This window comes from Hydrogenophaga sp. GW823-FHT04C09, assembly GCF_058796355.1.
Genome location: NZ_JBXAIO010000006.1, coordinates 1 through 16,120, shown reverse-complemented (window position 1 = coordinate 16,120; position 16,120 = coordinate 1). Strand labels below are relative to the sequence as shown.

Sequence of the window (16,120 nt, the reverse complement as noted above, 5' to 3'; positions counted from 1 at the left end):
TCTCAGAACGTCAGCGTCTTCACGCCATCCGGCGTGCCCAGCAGGCACACGCCTGCCTTCTGGTGGGCGAACACCCCCACCGTCACCACGCCCGGCCATTGGTTGACCTGGCTCTCGAACGCCAGCGGGTCGGTGATCTGCAGGCCGGTCACATCCAGGATGTGCTGGCCGTTGTCGGTGACCAGGGGAGCGCCATCCTTCATCCGCACCTGGGCGGTACCGCTCATCTGCGCGAACTGGCGCACCACCCGGGCCGTCGCCATGGGAATCACCTCCACCGGCAAGGGGAAGCGGCCCAGCACCTTCACCAGCTTGGAGTCGTCGGCGATGCAGACGAAGCGGCGCGATTGCGCGGCCACGATCTTCTCCCGCGTGAGCGCGGCGCCGCCGCCTTTGACCATGTGGCCCTGGCCGTCGATCTCGTCCGCGCCGTCGATGTAGACCGAGAGTTCGCCCACGGCATTGGCCTCGAAGACCGGGATGCCCAGCGCCTTCAGGCGCGCGGTGGACGCCTCCGAGCTCGACACGGCGCCCGGGATCTGGTCCTTCATGCCGGCCAGCGCGTCGATGAACTTGTTGACGGTCGAGCCGGTGCCGACCCCCACGATGTCGCCCGGGGTCACGTATTGCAGGGCGGCCTGGCCCACCAGGGCTTTGAGTTCGTCTTGGGTCATTTGAGACAATCGGTTGGAACAACAAGTCGGATTATCCAATGTCGCTTCTTCCCTACGCTGTCGCACGCCCCTTTCTGTTCGGTCTGGACCCCGAAGCCGCCCACGAACTCACCCTGGGCTCCATCGCCCGGCTGCAGCATTCGCCGCTGACCTGCCTGTATGGCGAACCTCGGGTGCACGACCCGTACACGCTGGCAGGTCTGCAGTTCCCCAACCGCGTGGGACTGGCCGCCGGGCTGGACAAGAACGCGCGCTGCATCGACGGCCTGGCCGCCATGGGTTTCGGCTTCGTGGAGGTGGGCACCGTCACGCCCAAGGCCCAGGCCGGCAACCCCAAGCCCCGCATGTTCCGCCTGCCCAAGGCCCAGGCGCTGATCAACCGCCTGGGTTTCAACAACGAAGGCTTGGACGCGTTCATCGCCAACGTGAAACAGGCGCGCTTTCGCCAACAGAAGGGCGTGAGCCCCATGCTGCTGGGCCTGAACATCGGCAAGAACGCCAGCACGCCGATCGAGCGCGCGATCGACGACTACCTGATCTGCCTCGATGGGGTCTACCCCCACGCCGACTACGTCACCGTCAACATCTCCAGCCCCAACACGCAGAACCTGCGCAGCCTGCAGAGCGATGAGGCCCTGGACGCCCTGCTCGGCGCCGTCGCGGAGCGGCGCGAGCTGCTGGCACAGCGCCATGGACGCCGCATCCCGGTGTTCGTGAAGATCGCGCCGGACCTGGACGAAACGCAGGTCGAGATCATCGCCACCACGCTGATGCGCTACGGCGCCGACAGCGATGGCGTGGCCACCAGCGCCTTCGGCGTGATCGCGACCAACACCACATTGAGCCGCGAAGCGGTCGCGGGCCTGCCGCACGCCCAGGAAACCGGGGGCCTGTCGGGCGCCCCCGTGCTGCAGGCCAGCAACCGCGTGATCCGCCAGCTGCGCGCCTGCCTGGGCAAGAGCTTTCCCATCGTGGGCGTGGGCGGCGTGATGAGCGCGGACGATGCGGTGAGCAAGATCCAGTCGGGTGCCAACATCGTGCAGATCTACACCGGCCTGATCTACCAGGGCCCCTCCCTGGTCTGGGAATCGGCGCGGGCAATCCAGGCCCTGGCCGACAGCTGATCAGGCCAACGCAACCACCTGGTCCGCGATGGCCAGGCAACTGGTCAGGCCCGGGGACTCGATGCCGAACAGGTTGACCAGCCCCGGCACCCCATGCACCGCCGGCCCCTGGATCACGAAGTCGGCCGCCGGCTCATGCGGCCCGCTGATCTTGGGCCGCATGCCCGCATAGCCCGGCTGCAAGGCACCTTCGGGCAGGCCGGGCCAGTAGCGGCGGACCTCCGCATAGAACGCCTCACCCCGGGCCGGGTCCACCTGCAGGTCGTCGGCCCGATCGACCCACTGCACGTCCGGCCCGAACTTGGCCTGTCCACCCAGATCCAGCGTGAGGTGCACGCCCAGACCGGCCAGGTGCTTGTCCGGCTCGGGCGCGGGGTAGATCAGATGCTCAAAAGGGGATCGGCCCGACAAGGTGAAGTAGTTGCCCTTGGCGAACCAGGCCCTGGGCACGTGGTCGGCCGCCAGTCCGCGGACGCGCAGGGCCAGATCGCAGGCGCCGAGCCCGGCGGCATTGATCACCGTGCGCGCCCGCAGGCGCGTGCCGTCGCGGGTCTGCACGTCGATGCCGACATCGGTCGCGGCAAGGAGATCCACCTGCGCGTGGCACACCACCATGCCGCCCGCGTGCTCCAGATCGCCTTGCAGCGAGAGCATGAGGCCATGGCTGTCCACGATGCCCGTGGAAGGTGAATGCACCGCGCCCAGGCACTCCAGTTCTGGTTCGAGTTCACGCGCCTGCTCGCGGTTGAGCAGCCGCAGGTCGTGCACCCCGTTCGCGCGGGCCTTCTCGATGATCGATGGCAACGCCGCCAGCTGCGAAGCCGTGTTGGCCACGATCAGCTTTCCGCAACGCTGATGGGCAATGCCCCGCTCCGCGCAATAGGCGTACAGGGCCTGCTTGCCCTGAACGCAGAGTTGCGCCTTGAGCGAGCCCGCCGGGTAGTAGATACCGGCGTGAATGACCTCGCTGTTGCGCGAACTCGTGCCCGTGCCGATGTCGGCCTCGCTCTCGAGCACCATCACCTCGCGCCCCGCCAGCGCCAGGGCACGCGCCACGGCGAGCCCCACCACACCGGCGCCCACCACCAGGGCATCGACCTGTTCGATCGCAGCGCTCATGGGAAGGCCTCAGCGGTGGCGATCCACCAGTTCCTGCACATAACGCGCGGGAATGGCATACGAGATGCCGGAGGGCTGGCTCAGCGCCGACTCGCGCGTGTTCTTGATGAGCACCATGTTCATCACCCCCATCACCTCGCCCGTGTCCGGATCGAACAAAGGCCCGCCGCTGTTGCCCGGGTAGGCTGTGGCGTCGAGCTGGAAGATGTCGAAAGTGCCATTGCGCAGGCTGCGGATGGCTTGCTCGCGCAGCCGCTCTGCCGACGGGCTGGGCAACGCCGCCGAGGTGATGGTGGACACGGTCGCGCGGTGCGTGACGTGCGAGAACCCCAATGAGCCTCCAATCGGAAAACCCATGAAGGCCAGGTCATCGCCCTCTCTCACGCGCCGGGAATCGCCGATCTTGAGCGCGGGCCCGGGCGCGCCCGACACGCGCAGCAGCGTCAGGTCGCGCGCCACATCGGTCTCCAGCACCGTGGCCGTGCGCATCTGCCAATCGCCTTGCCCCACGCGCACCTGGACCACCAGCGACGCCTCGTCGGCCTCCGACGGCAGCACATGGGCATTGGTCACCACCAGATCACCGCGCGCGACCAGAAAGCCCGCGCCCCGCAGTTGAAACCGCGGGTTGTCCGTGGTCCTGAACGTGCCGACCAGCACCACCGACGGCTTCACGCGCACCACCGTGTCGGCCAACCCCGCCCAGGCGCCGGCCCCGCCCAGGAGAGCGATCATCCCGAGGCCCAAAGCATGGAAAAGGCGTCGTTTCATTTCGCGTCCACGGGCTCGGCCCGCATCGATTTGACCAGCTTGCGCAACAGATGCCATATCAACATGACCGGCGGCATGCGCAGCCAATGACCGCGCAGGTACAGGACGAACCGGGCGGTGGGCGTCCATGCATCCGATGCCGACGCATGGGCGGGGCGCAAGGCGCGCAGGAAGAGCGCATCCATCATGCGCTGGCGCCAGGGCGCCATGCGCACACCGGGGCTGGCGCGCAGCGCCTCGGTCACCGCCGGGGGGATGGGCGCATCGAGCAGCAGGCCGACATAGCGCAAGGCCTGGTGCAGCGGCCATTCCAGTTGCAAGGCGCGAGCCCGCGCAAGCAATTCGGGCCAGAAGTCCGGATTCGCGGCGAACTCACGCAGCAACGCCTCCAGATCGACCAGACCCCGAAGACCCAGCTCCAGATCGCCCTCGTGGAACAGGTGCGCCGCGCTGTGCAGCACCATGTCGGCCGGGCACAGCACCTGGATCCGCGGATCGTCACCCACCGGCCGGGCACTGGCCAGCAGAAGGCCGGAGTCGGGCTTGAGCCGAGCCGTCAGCGGCATGATGGCGTGGTGGACATCGAGCACCGTGCCACGCTTCATGTGCTTGAGCGGCGGCAGCTCGTGCATCCAGGTGCGGTAGTAGCGCTGGTCGTAGGCGTCTCGGTTCATGGACACCCATCCACCCATCATCAGCGCCGACTCCACCTCCGCCAGGCGCTGCCTGGGCACCAGGATGTCCACGTCCGACACCATGCGGCCCCGCGAGGCATCCAGCCCGGCCATGGTGTAGGCCGCGCCCTTGAGCAGCACCGCCGGCAAACCCATGGGCTCCAGCGCGCGCGCAATCTCGACCACCTCGTAGCGCAGCTCGGTGTGCTGTCGGGCCGCCAGCGCCATGGCCGAGCCAAGATGCCGTCGGGGCGCCGCTGGCAAACCATCCCAATCGCCCGTGGCCTGGGCACCGCTGCCGATGCGGGCGAGCACGTCGGCCTGACGGGCCTGACGAATGAGCAGGTCCCAGGCGCCTGGGCCCAAGGCGCCCAGGCTGTCCGGCCGTTTCAGGGCCGCCACGAGGGTATCGATGCGGGGCAGCGTCATGCGGGTGTGGCGGCGAGGGCCTCGAACCAGGCGATGGCCTCGTCGAGGTGGCCGTATTGCAAGTCATGGCAGCCGCACTCGTCCACCAGCGCCGCCAAGGCTTGAAAGCCAGCACGCCCATGCACGTGGTGGTTGAAACTGTTGGACGCGAGCTCCACCAGCGCGCTGGGCTTGGGACGCGCTTCCACGGTCAGCGGGGCCTCTCGCTTGAACTGGGGGAAGATCACCCAGGCCGGCCGGGCCGGCTGGTCTGCGCGCGCGAGGCTGTCCGGCGAAATGCGCATGTGGGCCACCGTGCCCTTCATCGTGTCCCGGGCCACGGGGCCGAAGTTCGCATTGGGCGCCCGTTTCCGGATGACCTCGATCGACTCGTTCTTCAGGCTCACCGGGCGCGGCGACGGAGTCACCAGGCCCGACACCGGATCGAGCAAGGCCATTTCGTCGGACAACAGACGCCAGCCACTCAGCATGAGGGCCGCGCACAGCGTGCTCTTGCCCGAGCCCGGTGGCGCTGGCAGGACGAGCACCCGCCCGCCCCGCTCCAGCACCGCCGAATGGATCGTGATCCAGGTGTGGCAATAGCTGGTCACGCACCAGTTCATGCCCCACTCCAGAAACGCGAACGCCTCGCCGTACGCCAGGGGCGTGAACGGCTGGAAGCCGTCCATCTCGAACACACAGACCGTCTTGAGCAGGTGGCGCTTGGGCTTCACCTTTACGTGGAAGTCGGCAAAAACGTCTTCCCCCGTCAACACCTCATGGTCGGGATAGAGCGCCTGCAAGCCCTGCGCGACCACCGGAATGGGGCTGCGGATGTGCATGACAAAGGGGGGGACGCGCAGAAAGAGACCGTCGGAACGCAGGCGGTGCGCCAGTTCCGCTGGAGGGAGTGCGGCCAGCGCCTGCGTGGACCTTACCCCTGCGTGCACTCGACCAGACCCATGGACTCGAATTGCACAAGCAAGGACTGCAGCATGTCCAGTTCCTCGGCCGCGGGCTCGACAAGGCCCATGGCTTGGGCGAGGCTTTGGGCATCGCGGGCCTGCCCAGCCTGGATCAGGCCAAACGCCTCGCCAGCGATGGGCGTCAGCGCGTGGAGACTGCCGCTGGCGTCGTCGTACACGACCACACCATCCGGCCAATGCTGAATCGCGAAATGATCGGCCCGGGCACAACCGAAGTTGACCTGAGCCTGAGCCAGGGTCACAGGAAGGCTGGACCGTAGATCATGTCAAAGTAGGCCATCGTCTGCGACAGCGTCCAGGTCGTCCCCGCAAAGGGCGACCACACACCTTGACCATTCCAGATCGCGCGGCACTGGCTCTTGGTCAAGAGCACGCGCGTCGAGTCGTTGTTGAATGCGGTGGCCGTCAGGAAAGCGGCCGCCACATGGCGCGCCAATGCCGCGTTGTTGCGGTTGCCGCCCTGGTCGAGCACTTCCTGGATCGTCATCTTGCCGTAGACGTTGCCGGGATCGCGCGTGAAGCCCGTGGTCGTGGACAGGAACTTGGTTTCCTTGAACTTCGTGGCCAGGCCCGCTTCGCTGTTCTTCCAGTAGCCATGCGACTTGCATTCGTAGTCGGTCTTGATCGCACGCCCCTGGCTGACCTTCATGTGCGCGGCGGCCAGCGACGAGAACGACGACGGGCGGATGCAGGTATGGTCACCAGCCAGCACGCTGTTGCTCTTCAAGGCGGCCATCACAGGAGCAGCCGACAGGCCTGCGCGCACCAGACGGCGACGCGACACGCCAGAAGCGGGTTGCTGAGACGGAGTGGAAGAATCGATCATCTTGTTTACCTCTCTTGCAAGACAGGCCCAGGTGCGGATGGAAGCCCAATGGGTGCTTGAGCCTTTGGTAGCGTAAGTATAGACCACGCGCAACAAAAAGTAAGCAAATACGGGTCAAAAGCGGACATATTGCCGGTTTGGCGCTCCCTCAAAATGGGGAGAATTCTGTCAGACCCGTGTGACGATTTGACAGCACTTTCTCAACAAGTGCGCAAAGCGTTTTGATTTTCTTGGGATTCGGTTTTTCCGCAGGAACAAAAAACAGAAAAGCCCGGAATCTTTCGATTCCGGGCTTTCGTAAAAATGGTCGGCGTGGCGGGATTCGAACTCGCGACCCCTTGCACCCCATGCAAGTGCGCTACCAGGCTGCGCTACACGCCGACAAGCCTCAAATTATAGCGTCCAAATGAGGGCAAATCAGGCAGAGTGCCTCAGAAGCTCACGAATTTCAAGCAGTTCACGCCGAACGTCGTGCAGGAGGCCACCCGAACCGGTGTGCACGGGGTACTCGGCTTCGATCAAGGGGATCACCACGTCACCATGAACGACTTCATCGAGGTCGATCACATCGATGGCTTCATCTTCCTCGTTGCGGCGCTTGTCGCGCTCGGCCTGAACGATTTCCTGCAGCTTGTTGCGTGCACCGCTGATGGTGAAGCCCTGGTCGTACAGAAGCTCGCGGATGCGGCGGATCATCAACACCTCATGGTGCTGGTAATAACGGCGATTGCCGCGCCGCTTCATGGGCCTGAGCTGCGTGAACTCCTGCTCCCAGTACCGCAGCACGTGCGGCTTGACGCCACACAGCTCGCCCACTTCACCAATGGTGAAGTAGCGTTTGGCGGGAATGGGTGGAAGCGTTTTTTCCATGAAAATCAAGGCGGTACGGACCGAACCTTGAAATCTACTCTAACTGGTGCGTGTGTGCACGGCATGGTGAACATTTCCGTGTGAAATGTTGCAACGGCTGCGCCCACCAACAAAAACGCCCCAAATCGGGGCGTTTTGTGTTGTGAAGACCGCAGTGGCGGCCGATCGGCCGTTGCCGTCCCAGGGTGCGCTCAACCACCAATGATGGCGGTCTGCACCTGTTCCTTGAGCTTGGGACTGGCGTGAAAGGTCACCACGCGGCGCGCTTCGATGGCCACGGGCTCACCCGTTCTCGGGTTGCGCCCGGGCCTGGGCGCCTTGGTGCGGATCTGGAAATTGCCGAAACCGGAAATCTTCACGTCGGTGCCGTTCACCAGGCTGTCGGTGATCAGATCGAAGAAGGCATCGATCATGTCCTTGGATTCGCGCTTGTTCAGGCCAATCTGGTCGAACAGCAGCTCCGCGAGCTGTGCCTTGGTCAGGGCAGGCGTTTCCAGGCTTTCCACAGCGAGTTCCATGCGGGCATTCTCCATATTGTTCGTATCAGGCGCGCAACCGGCCAGCCACTCGCTGGGCCACCGCCTCGACGGCGGCGTTGACGGTCGCGTCGATGTCCTCTTCGGTCAGTGTAGCGTCGTCGCGGTTGAGCACCAGCCGCACCGCCAGGCTTTTTTCATCCGCGGCCAACGACCCCGGGGGCGTGCTCTCGGACGACGCCTGCTTCTTGGGCCGGTACACGTCGAACAGCACGACGTCGCGCAGCCAGGGGCTCGCCGGCGCGCGGATCGCCTCCAGCACGGCGGCGTGGGTCACCGACTCCTTGACCACGATGGCCAGATCGCGCTCCACCGCCTGGTGGCGGCTCACCGCCTGGTAGGCCGGCACGGGGCGGTCCAGCACGGCATCGAGCTCCAGCTCGAACAGCACCGGGGCCTGCGCCACCTCGTAGCCCTGGCGCCAGCGGGGGTGCAGTTCACCGACATGGCCGATGCAGCGGTCGTCCAGCCAGACGCTGGCGCAGCGCCCCGGGTGCATCGCCGGGTGTTCGGCCACCTTGAACTCGGGCCGGCGCGGGGCCAGCAAGGCCTGCACGTCGCCCTTCACATCGAAGAAGTCCACGGCGCGCTCAGCGGTGCCCCATTGAAGCGTGTCGGTGGCACCGTAGGCCAGGCCAGCCACGCGCATGGGCTGGCGGAAGCCGGCCACGGTCGTGTCGCTCTCGACGATGGAGGCGTCCTTGAAGAACACACGCCCAACTTCGAACAGGCGCACGCGATCGGTCCGCCGATCCAGGTTGAATTTGAGGACCGACAGCAAGCTGCCGAGCAAAGACGAGCGCATCACGCTCATCTGGCTGGCGATCGGGTTCAGCAGGCGGATCGGATCGGCATTGCCGGCCAGTTCGCGCTCCCAACGCTCTTCCACGAAGCTGAAATTGATGGTTTCCTGATAGCCCAGCTGCGCCAGGCTGCGGCGAACCGCAAACGGACCGCGGCGCGCCTCGGTGCGGATCTTGGCCGTGATGGGCGCCAGCGGCGGCGTGTCGGGCAACTTCTCGTAGCCGACGATGCGGGCGACCTCTTCGATCAGGTCTTCTTCGATCTGCAGGTCGAAACGGTAGGCGGGCGGCATGACCGTGAGCACGCCATCGCCCTCTTCCACTGGCAAGCCCAGGCGGCGCAGGGCACCCGCGCACTGGGCCTGGTCGACCGGCATGCCGATGACCTTGGCCGCGCGCGCCACCCGCAGGCTCACGGGTTGCGGCGTGGGCAGTTGCACCACGTGGTCGTCCAGCACAGCGGCCTGACCACCGCAGATGTCCAGCACCAGCTGCGTGATGCGCTCCACGTGCTCGCGCGTGGTGGACGGGTCCACACCCCGCTCGAACCGGTGACCGGCGTCGGTGGAGAAGTTGTAGCGGCGTGACCGACCCGCAATGGACTTGGGCCACCAGAAGGCGGCTTCGATGTAGATGTTCTGCGTGTCGTCCGACACCGCCGTGGAGTCGCCGCCCATGATGCCGGCCAGCGATTCAACGCTTTGATCGTCCGCGATCACACCAACCTGCGCGTCCACCGCGACCGTGTTGCCATTGAGCAGCTTGAGCGATTCGCCTTCCCGACCCCAACGCACCTGCAGCCCACCATGGATCTTGTCGAGATCGAAGATGTGGGACGGGCGGCCCAGTTCGAACATCACGTAGTTGGAGATGTCCACCAGCGGCGAGACGCTGCGCTGGCCGCAACGCGCCAGCCGCTCGACTATCCAGGCCGGCGTGGTGGCGCGGGTGTTCACGCCACGCACGATGCGCCCGGTGAAACGGCCACACAGGTCGGGGGCTTCCACGCGCACCGGCAGGCGATCCTGCAGCGGTGCCGCCACCGCCGGAAACGCCGGCTCGATCAGAGGCGAGCCGGTGAGCGCCGACACCTCGCGGGCAATGCCGTACACGCTCAGGCAATGCGCGAGGTTGGGCGTGAGCTTGAGCGTGAACAGCATGTCGTCCAGCGAGAGCTGTTCGCGGATGTCACGCCCCACGGGCGCGTCGGCCGGCAGCTCCAGCAGACCGCCATGGTCTTCGGACAGCTTGAGCTCGCGCGCCGAGCACAGCATGCCCTGGCTCTCCACGCCGCGCAGCTTGCCCAGCTTGATCTGGAACGGCTTGCCGTCTTCACCGGGTGGCAGCTCGGCCCCCACCAGCGCGCAGGGCACCTTGATGCCCACGCGGGCATTGGGTGCACCACAGACAATGTTGAGCAGACTGCCCTGCCCCACGTCCACCTGGCACACGCGCAGGCGATCGGCATTGGGGTGTTGCACGGCGTCCTTGATCTCGCCCACCACCACCTTGGTGAACGGTGGCGCCACCGGCTCCAGCTCTTCGACCTCCAGACCCGCCATGGTCAGGGTGTCGGCCAGTTGCTGGCTGGTCAGGGGTGGATTGCAGAAGGCACGCAGCCAGGATTCGGGAAATTGCATGTCGTGGTCTCAGCGGAACTGGGCGAGAAAACGGACGTCACCGTCGAAGAACAGACGCAGGTCGTTGACCCCGTAGCGCAGCATGGTCAGGCGGTCCGGCCCCATGCCGAAAGCGAAGCCGATGTAGCGCTCGGGATCCAGGCCCATGTTGCGCACCACGTTCGGGTGCACCTGGCCGGAGCCCGCCACCTCCAGCCAGCGCCCCGCCAGGGGACCGTGCTGGAATTGGATGTCGATCTCGGCGCTGGGCTCGGTGAACGGAAAGAAGCTGGGGCGGAAGCGCAGCACGAGATCGTCGGACTCGAAGAAGGTGCGGCAGAAATCCGTGAAGACGTACTTCAGGTCCTTGAAGCTGACGTTCTCACCGACCCACAGGCCTTCGCACTGGTGGAACATCGGCGAGTGCGTCGCATCGCTGTCCACCCGGTAGGTGCGGCCGGGCGCGATCACGCGGATCTCGGGCATGGAACGCCCCGCATCCAGGTCGGCGCGGTGGCGCTTGACGTGCTGCACCGCGTGGCGGATCTGCATCGGGCTGGTGTGCGTGCGCAGGAGGTTGGGCGCCTTCTCGCTGCCCCCCTCCACGTAGAACGTGTCGTGCATCGAACGCGCGGGATGGTCTTCCGGCGTGTTCAGGGCGGTGAAGTTGAACCAGTCGGATTCGATCTCGGGGCCATCGGCCACCTCGAAGCCCATCGAGCCGAAGATCGCTTCGATGCGCTCCAGCGTCAGGCTCACCGGGTGAAGGCCCCCCTGGCCGCGCTGGCGACCGGGCAAGGTCACGTCGAGCGCCTCGGCCTTGAGTTGCGCCTGCAACTCGGCATCGGCCAGGGCCTGGCGCCGCTCGGCCAAGGCGCCTTCGATCGCCTGCTTGGCCTGATTGATGGCCGCGCCACGGGTCTTCTTCTCTTCCACGGAGAGCGCGCCCAGGCCCTTCATCAGCTCGGTGATGCGGCCCGACTTGCCCAGGTACTGGGCCTTGGCGTTTTCCAGATCGGCCGGCGTGGCGGCTTGAACAAACCCGGCACGGGCGCTCTCGACCAATGCGTCCAACTCGTTCATGTGTGTGCTTGAATCGTTGGGAAATAAAAAAGGGGTTGAAGCCAGCGAGGGAATCCCTCAAGCCTCAACCCCTTTGAGCGACGGGGCACACCGCCGTGAGGCGGCGCGCTCCTGCCGTGAATCAAGCGGCCAGCTTGGCTTTGACTTGCTCCACGATGCTGCCAAAGGCAGCCGGATCGTTCACCGCCAGATCGGCCAGCACCTTGCGGTCGATTTCGATCTGAGCCTTCTTCAGGCCGTTGGCGAATTGGCTGTACGTCAGGCCGCAAGCACGGGCGCCAGCGTTGATACGGGCGATCCACAGTTGACGGAAGACGCGCTTTTTCGTGCGGCGATCGCGGTAGGCATATTGCCCAGCCTTCATCACCGCCTGTTTGGCGATGCGGAAGACGTTGCCGCGGCGGCCGCGGAAACCTTTGGCCAGAGCCAGAACCTTTTTGTGTCGGGCGCGAGCCGTTACACCACGTTTGACGCGAGGCATGTGTGTTCTCCTTGTTCGTCGTTGATCAAATGCCCGTGCCGGGCAGCATCTGTGCCATGTGACCCATGTTGGTCTCATGCACGGTGACTGCTCCACGCAGGTGGCGCTTGTTCTTGGTGGTCTTCTTGGTCAGGATGTGACGCTTGAAGGCTTGACCGCGCTTGACGGTGCCACCGGGACGAACGCGAAAACGCTTTTTCGCGCTGCTCTTGGTCTTCATTTTGGGCATCTTCATGCTCCTTTTCATTTGTGCTCGTGAGGCGCCGCGAACCTTCCGCGGACTTGTTGGCCCCGAGCCACTTTTATGGGCAGCCTTTCGGCTCCCCGATTCGGCGTCCGGCTTTTCAGCCAGCGCCTCGGACCGACAGGAGACTACCCTGCCCGTCCAATGCTGTTCTTGGCCGCCAACCGCCCTCAGGCGGCCGACTGGCTTGCCGCAGGCGCTGCAGCGGCCTCGGCGGGTTTGGCCGCTCCACCGGCCTTCTTGCGGCCGGGCGCGATCATCATGATCATCTGGCGCCCTTCGAGCTTGGGAAACTGCTCCACCACGATCGAATCGGCCAACTCATCGCGAATGCGGTTCAGCAGGGCCAGCCCCAGATCCTGGTGGGTGATCTCACGGCCGCGGAACCGCAGCGTGATCTTGCACTTGTCACCATCGTCCAGAAAGCGCCGGATGTTGCGCATCTTGATGTTGTAGTCGCCGTCGTCGGTACCGGGCCGGAACTTGATTTCCTTGATCTCGATGACCGTCTGCTTGGCCTTGGCTTCCGCCGCCTTCTTCTGCTCCTGGTACTTGAACTTGCCGTAGTCCATCAGGCGACACACCGGAGGGACGGCAGTGGCCGCGATTTCGACCAGGTCCACATCCAGCTCACCGGCCATGCGCAGCGCTTCCTGCAAACTGACGATGCCCAAGGGCTCGTTCTCGGGGCCGTTGAGGCGAACCTCAGGGGCCATGATTTCCCGGTTCAGTCTGTGTGCGCGCTCTTCACGTTGGCGGCGGTCGCGAAAGTTGGTAGCTATGGTGAGTTCCTTTGTGTGGGCCGGTTCAGGCGAATTGGCGGCCACCCGGCCGCCTCACGCACACGAAGTGCGCCATGGCAGCAGGGGCATCCAGCCAGATGTTTGAAATCAAACTTTGGATGAAACGTCAGCCGCGATCAATTTGGAAAAGGCTTCCAGCGGCATGACACCGAGGTCTTTGTTCCCTCGCGCCCGCACAGCCACGGCACCAGCTTCTTTCTCTTTGTCGCCCACGACAAGGATAAAAGGCAGCTTTTGCAACGCGTGCTCCCGTATTTTATACGTAATTTTCTCGTTGCGCAGGTCCGTCGTCACCCTAAGCCCTTGATTCTGCAGAGTTTTCGCGATTTCCAGACAGTATTCGGCCTGGGAATCGGTGATGTTGAGCACCGCCACCTGCACCGGCGCCAGCCAGGTGGGCAACGCGCCGGCGTGCTGCTCGATCAGGATGCCGATGAAACGCTCAAGGCTGCCCACGATGGCGCGGTGCAGCACGATGGGGGTGTGGCGCGAGCCATCTTCCCCGACGTATTCCGCGCCCAGGCGCTCGGGCAGGTTCGGATCGACCTGCATCGTTCCGCACTGCCAGGGGCGGCCCAGCGCGTCCTTGAGGGTGTATTCGATCTTCGGACCGTAGAAGGCGCCCTCGCCCGGCAGGTACTCGAAATCACAGCCCGAGGTGCGCAGGCCTTCGGCCAGCGCTTTTTCCGCGCGATCCCAGCTCTCTTCCGTGCCAATGCGCTTTTCCGGACGCGTGGAGAGCTTGTAGATGATGTCGGTGAAGCCGAAGTCCTTGTAGACCTTCTGCAGCAGCGTGGTGAAGGCCACCACCTCCGCCTGGATCTGGTCTTCCGTGCAGAAGATGTGGCCATCGTCCTGCGTGAAGGCGCGCACCCGCATGATGCCGTGCAGCCCGCCCGAAGGCTCGTTGCGGTGGCACTGGCCGAACTCACCGAAGCGCAGCGGCAGGTCGCGGTAGCTCTTGATGCCTTGCTTGAAGATCAGGATGTGCCCGGGGCAGTTCATCGGCTTGAGCGCGTAGTCGCGCTTTTCCGACTCCGTGACAAACATGTTCTCGCGGTACTTGTCCCAGTGGCCGGTTTTCTCCCACAGGCCCTGATCCAGGATCTGCGGCCCCTTCACCTCCTGGTAGCCGTTCTCGCGGTACACACGGCGCATGTACTGCTCCACCTCCTGCCACACCGTCCAACCCTTGGGGTGCCAGAACACGGTGCCGGGCGAGTGCTCGTCGATGTGGAACAGGTCCAGCTCGCGGCCCAGCTTGCGGTGGTCGCGCTTCTCGGCCTCTTCCAGCATGGTCAGGTACTGCTGCAGCTCGTCCTTGGTCGCCCAGGCCGTGCCGTAGATGCGCTGCAGCATCTCGTTGCGGTGGTCGCCGCGCCAATAGGCGCCCGCCACCTTCATCAGCTTGAAATGCTTGAGCTTGCCGGTGCTGGGCACGTGCGGGCCTCGGCACAGGTCTTCAAAAGCGCCCTCGCGGTACAGCGACACGTCTTCATTGCTGGGGATGCTGGCGATGATTTCCGCCTTGTAGTGCTCGCCCAGGCCCTTGAAGTAGGCCACGGCCTCGTCGCGCGGCAGCACGCGGCGCACCACTGGCTCATCCTTGGCGGCCAGCTCGGCCATGCGCTTTTCGATCGCCACCAGATCCTCGGGCGTGAAGGGGCGCTTGTACGAGAAGTCGTAAAAGAAGCCGTGCTCGATCACCGGGCCGATGGTCACCTGCGCATCGGGAAACAACTCCTTGACGGCGTAGGCCAGCAAGTGCGCCGTCGAGTGGCGGATCACCTCCAGGCCATCAGCGTCCTTCGCCGTGACGATGGACAGCGGGCTGTCCTGCGTGATGAGGTAGCTGGTGTCCACCACCTTGTCGCCGATCTTGCCGGCCAGGGCGGCCTTGGCCAGGCCGGTGCCGATCGAGGCCGCCACGTCGGCGACCGTGACCGGGCCGGAGTATTCGCGTTGGGAGCCGTCGGGGAGCGTGATGTGCAACATGGGGAGGTCCAGAAAACAAAAAAGCGCGGCAGGGGCCGCGCTGGTGTGGGGTGAAAAGGAAATCAATCGGGCAGGCGCGAACTGCAGGCCTCAGAGGGCCGTGGAGGTGGTCTCCATAGTTCGCGGTGTCATAACCAGATTGCCTTTCTCGCTCTTGTGGATACAGAAGAAGAACGGGCATTTTCCCACAAAACGCCGGCTAGGGTCTGCCCTCGCCCGCCAGAGCAGGCTTGCGGCGCAAGGCTCAGCGCTTGCAGTGCTGGTTCGCCACGGCTTGCAGCTCGCCGAGCGTCTCGCAAAGCGCCTCGAACCGCTGCTCCACCTCGTCGCGGAGCGCCTTCGGGCTCTCCGACCTGAACGCGAGCCCTTTCTCTTGATCCGTTTGGCGCTCCACCGAGACGGCAAACTGATTGAGCCGGTCGAGCGCCCGAGAGGCGAGGACGGACATGCGAACAGCAAAGTCTTTGCGGTTGCGCTGGCGCGTGAATGCGTTGCGGAGGAAAAGTTTGATGGCCATTCTGGAGGTCCCTTGCACTTTGGAAAAAACAAAGCCATAAAAATGTCACGTTTTTCGTGACGACAGAATATTACCAAGTTACGAGACTCGTGACATGGTTTCAGAGTCTGGTCACACCACAAATCTCGTCGGGCAGCGCATCCGCTCTCGACGAGAAGAATTGGGGTGGTCTCAAGAGAAGTTAGGTGTGCTGATAGGCATCGACGAGTCGTCGAGCCGGGCGCGGATCAGCCGCTATGAGTTGGGAAACCATGAGCCCCCGTTGGACACTGCACGCAATATCGCGAAGGCGCTCGGTGTGCCGCTGGCGTATCTCTACTGCGAGGAGAACGATGTAGCGAGCTTGCTGATGGCGCTCAAGAAAGTGCCCGTAAAGCAACGTGGGACACTGATCTCGACTTGGATAAATGAGCTCGTCTAGCCCGAGCGTCACAGCACGAGCAGCCGATTGGAATCAGATCAGGCACTTGGGCAGGCCTTGCGCAGCCAGCGAACACGTCGTAAGTGGAGCCTGTTGTCTTCCGCTGAAAACTGACCCAGTTAGAGCTGCAATTTCCATTTAAAGCTGACCCACGTAAGAACCCTAT

18 protein-coding genes and 1 tRNA gene are annotated in these 16,120 nt (G+C 64.5%); 2 read left to right on the top strand and 17 right to left on the bottom strand.

What is annotated here, in order from left to right:
- Positions 1 to 2: 2 nt before the first annotated feature.
- Complete coding sequence (gene rpiA / locus AC1Q9M_RS17085) at positions 3 to 674, bottom strand: ribose-5-phosphate isomerase RpiA (RefSeq protein ID WP_382325207.1); 672 nt, start codon at positions 672 to 674, stop codon at positions 3 to 5.
- A gap of 38 nt (positions 675 to 712) precedes the next feature.
- Here rpiA and AC1Q9M_RS17080 point away from each other — a divergent pair, with 38 nt between their 5' ends.
- On the top strand, positions 713 to 1,798 hold the full coding sequence (locus AC1Q9M_RS17080; RefSeq protein ID WP_382326549.1) for a quinone-dependent dihydroorotate dehydrogenase: 1,086 nt from the start codon (positions 713 to 715) through the stop codon (positions 1,796 to 1,798).
- On the opposite strand, the gene AC1Q9M_RS17075 is transcribed toward AC1Q9M_RS17080, so the two are convergent.
- The 16 genes from AC1Q9M_RS17075 to AC1Q9M_RS17000 form a co-directional block, all read right to left on the bottom strand.
- Positions 1,799 to 2,917 (bottom strand): NAD(P)/FAD-dependent oxidoreductase, encoded by a 1,119-nt coding sequence (locus tag AC1Q9M_RS17075; RefSeq protein ID WP_382325211.1) that lies wholly within the window; start codon positions 2,915 to 2,917, stop codon positions 1,799 to 1,801.
- A 9-nt stretch (positions 2,918 to 2,926) separates the two neighbouring features.
- Entirely contained in the window at positions 2,927 to 3,652 is a 726-nt protein-coding gene (locus tag AC1Q9M_RS17070; protein ID WP_382157355.1) for a S1C family serine protease, read from the bottom strand.
- A 32-nt stretch (positions 3,653 to 3,684) separates the two neighbouring features.
- On the bottom strand, positions 3,685 to 4,791 hold the full coding sequence (locus AC1Q9M_RS17065) for a nucleotidyltransferase domain-containing protein (protein WP_492434768.1): 1,107 nt from the start codon (positions 4,789 to 4,791) through the stop codon (positions 3,685 to 3,687).
- Positions 4,788 to 5,720 carry an HprK-related kinase A gene (locus AC1Q9M_RS17060; RefSeq protein ID WP_492434766.1) on the bottom strand — a complete coding sequence of 311 codons (933 nt, stop codon included), beginning with the start codon at positions 5,718 to 5,720 and terminating at the stop codon, positions 4,788 to 4,790. The genes AC1Q9M_RS17065 and AC1Q9M_RS17060 overlap by 4 nt, the downstream gene beginning before the upstream one ends.
- Positions 5,705 to 5,998 (bottom strand): HPr-rel-A system PqqD family peptide chaperone, encoded by a 294-nt coding sequence (locus tag AC1Q9M_RS17055; protein ID WP_291112898.1) that lies wholly within the window; start codon positions 5,996 to 5,998, stop codon positions 5,705 to 5,707. Before AC1Q9M_RS17055 ends, AC1Q9M_RS17060 begins: the two co-directional genes overlap by 16 nt.
- Positions 5,995 to 6,582 carry a hypothetical protein gene (locus AC1Q9M_RS17050; RefSeq protein WP_291112896.1) on the bottom strand — a complete coding sequence of 196 codons (588 nt, stop codon included), beginning with the start codon at positions 6,580 to 6,582 and terminating at the stop codon, positions 5,995 to 5,997. Before AC1Q9M_RS17050 ends, AC1Q9M_RS17055 begins: the two co-directional genes overlap by 4 nt.
- A 304-nt stretch (positions 6,583 to 6,886) precedes the next feature.
- Positions 6,887 to 6,963: transfer RNA gene (locus AC1Q9M_RS17045), tRNA-Pro, on the bottom strand.
- A 36-nt stretch (positions 6,964 to 6,999) separates the two neighbouring features.
- Positions 7,000 to 7,452, bottom strand: coding sequence for a MerR family transcriptional regulator (locus AC1Q9M_RS17040; RefSeq protein ID WP_291112894.1), 453 nt, complete (start codon positions 7,450 to 7,452; stop codon positions 7,000 to 7,002).
- A 191-nt stretch (positions 7,453 to 7,643) separates the two neighbouring features.
- Entirely contained in the window at positions 7,644 to 7,970 is a 327-nt protein-coding gene (locus tag AC1Q9M_RS17035) for an integration host factor subunit alpha (RefSeq protein WP_297402608.1), read from the bottom strand.
- 25 nt (positions 7,971 to 7,995) lie between these two features.
- Positions 7,996 to 10,431, bottom strand: a complete 2,436-nt coding sequence (gene pheT / locus AC1Q9M_RS17030) for a phenylalanine--tRNA ligase subunit beta (protein ID WP_492434763.1) — start codon at positions 10,429 to 10,431, stop codon at positions 7,996 to 7,998.
- A 9-nt stretch (positions 10,432 to 10,440) separates the two neighbouring features.
- Positions 10,441 to 11,493 carry a phenylalanine--tRNA ligase subunit alpha gene (pheS, locus tag AC1Q9M_RS17025; protein WP_492434760.1) on the bottom strand — a complete coding sequence of 351 codons (1,053 nt, stop codon included), beginning with the start codon at positions 11,491 to 11,493 and terminating at the stop codon, positions 10,441 to 10,443.
- A 121-nt stretch (positions 11,494 to 11,614) separates the two neighbouring features.
- Positions 11,615 to 11,974, bottom strand: coding sequence for a 50S ribosomal protein L20 (rplT, locus tag AC1Q9M_RS17020; RefSeq protein ID WP_086120609.1), 360 nt, complete (start codon positions 11,972 to 11,974; stop codon positions 11,615 to 11,617).
- A gap of 25 nt (positions 11,975 to 11,999) precedes the next feature.
- Positions 12,000 to 12,203, bottom strand: coding sequence for a 50S ribosomal protein L35 (gene rpmI, locus AC1Q9M_RS17015; RefSeq protein ID WP_159596967.1), 204 nt, complete (start codon positions 12,201 to 12,203; stop codon positions 12,000 to 12,002).
- A gap of 185 nt (positions 12,204 to 12,388) precedes the next feature.
- Positions 12,389 to 13,045: a translation initiation factor IF-3 gene (gene infC, locus AC1Q9M_RS17010; protein ID WP_444691250.1), complete on the bottom strand. Its 657-nt coding sequence runs from the start codon at positions 13,043 to 13,045 to the stop codon at positions 12,389 to 12,391.
- A gap of 63 nt (positions 13,046 to 13,108) precedes the next feature.
- The gene (gene thrS, locus AC1Q9M_RS17005; protein WP_492434758.1) at positions 13,109 to 15,016 is read right to left on the bottom strand and encodes a threonine--tRNA ligase; all 1,908 of its coding nucleotides are present in this window, start codon (positions 15,014 to 15,016) and stop codon (positions 13,109 to 13,111) included.
- A gap of 244 nt (positions 15,017 to 15,260) precedes the next feature.
- Complete coding sequence (locus tag AC1Q9M_RS17000; protein ID WP_492434756.1) at positions 15,261 to 15,533, bottom strand: hypothetical protein; 273 nt, start codon at positions 15,531 to 15,533, stop codon at positions 15,261 to 15,263.
- A gap of 94 nt (positions 15,534 to 15,627) precedes the next feature.
- Here AC1Q9M_RS17000 and AC1Q9M_RS16995 point away from each other — a divergent pair, with 94 nt between their 5' ends.
- Positions 15,628 to 15,954, top strand: coding sequence for a helix-turn-helix domain-containing protein (locus tag AC1Q9M_RS16995; RefSeq protein WP_492434754.1), 327 nt, complete (start codon positions 15,628 to 15,630; stop codon positions 15,952 to 15,954).
- The last annotated feature ends 166 nt before the right edge of the window (positions 15,955 to 16,120 follow it).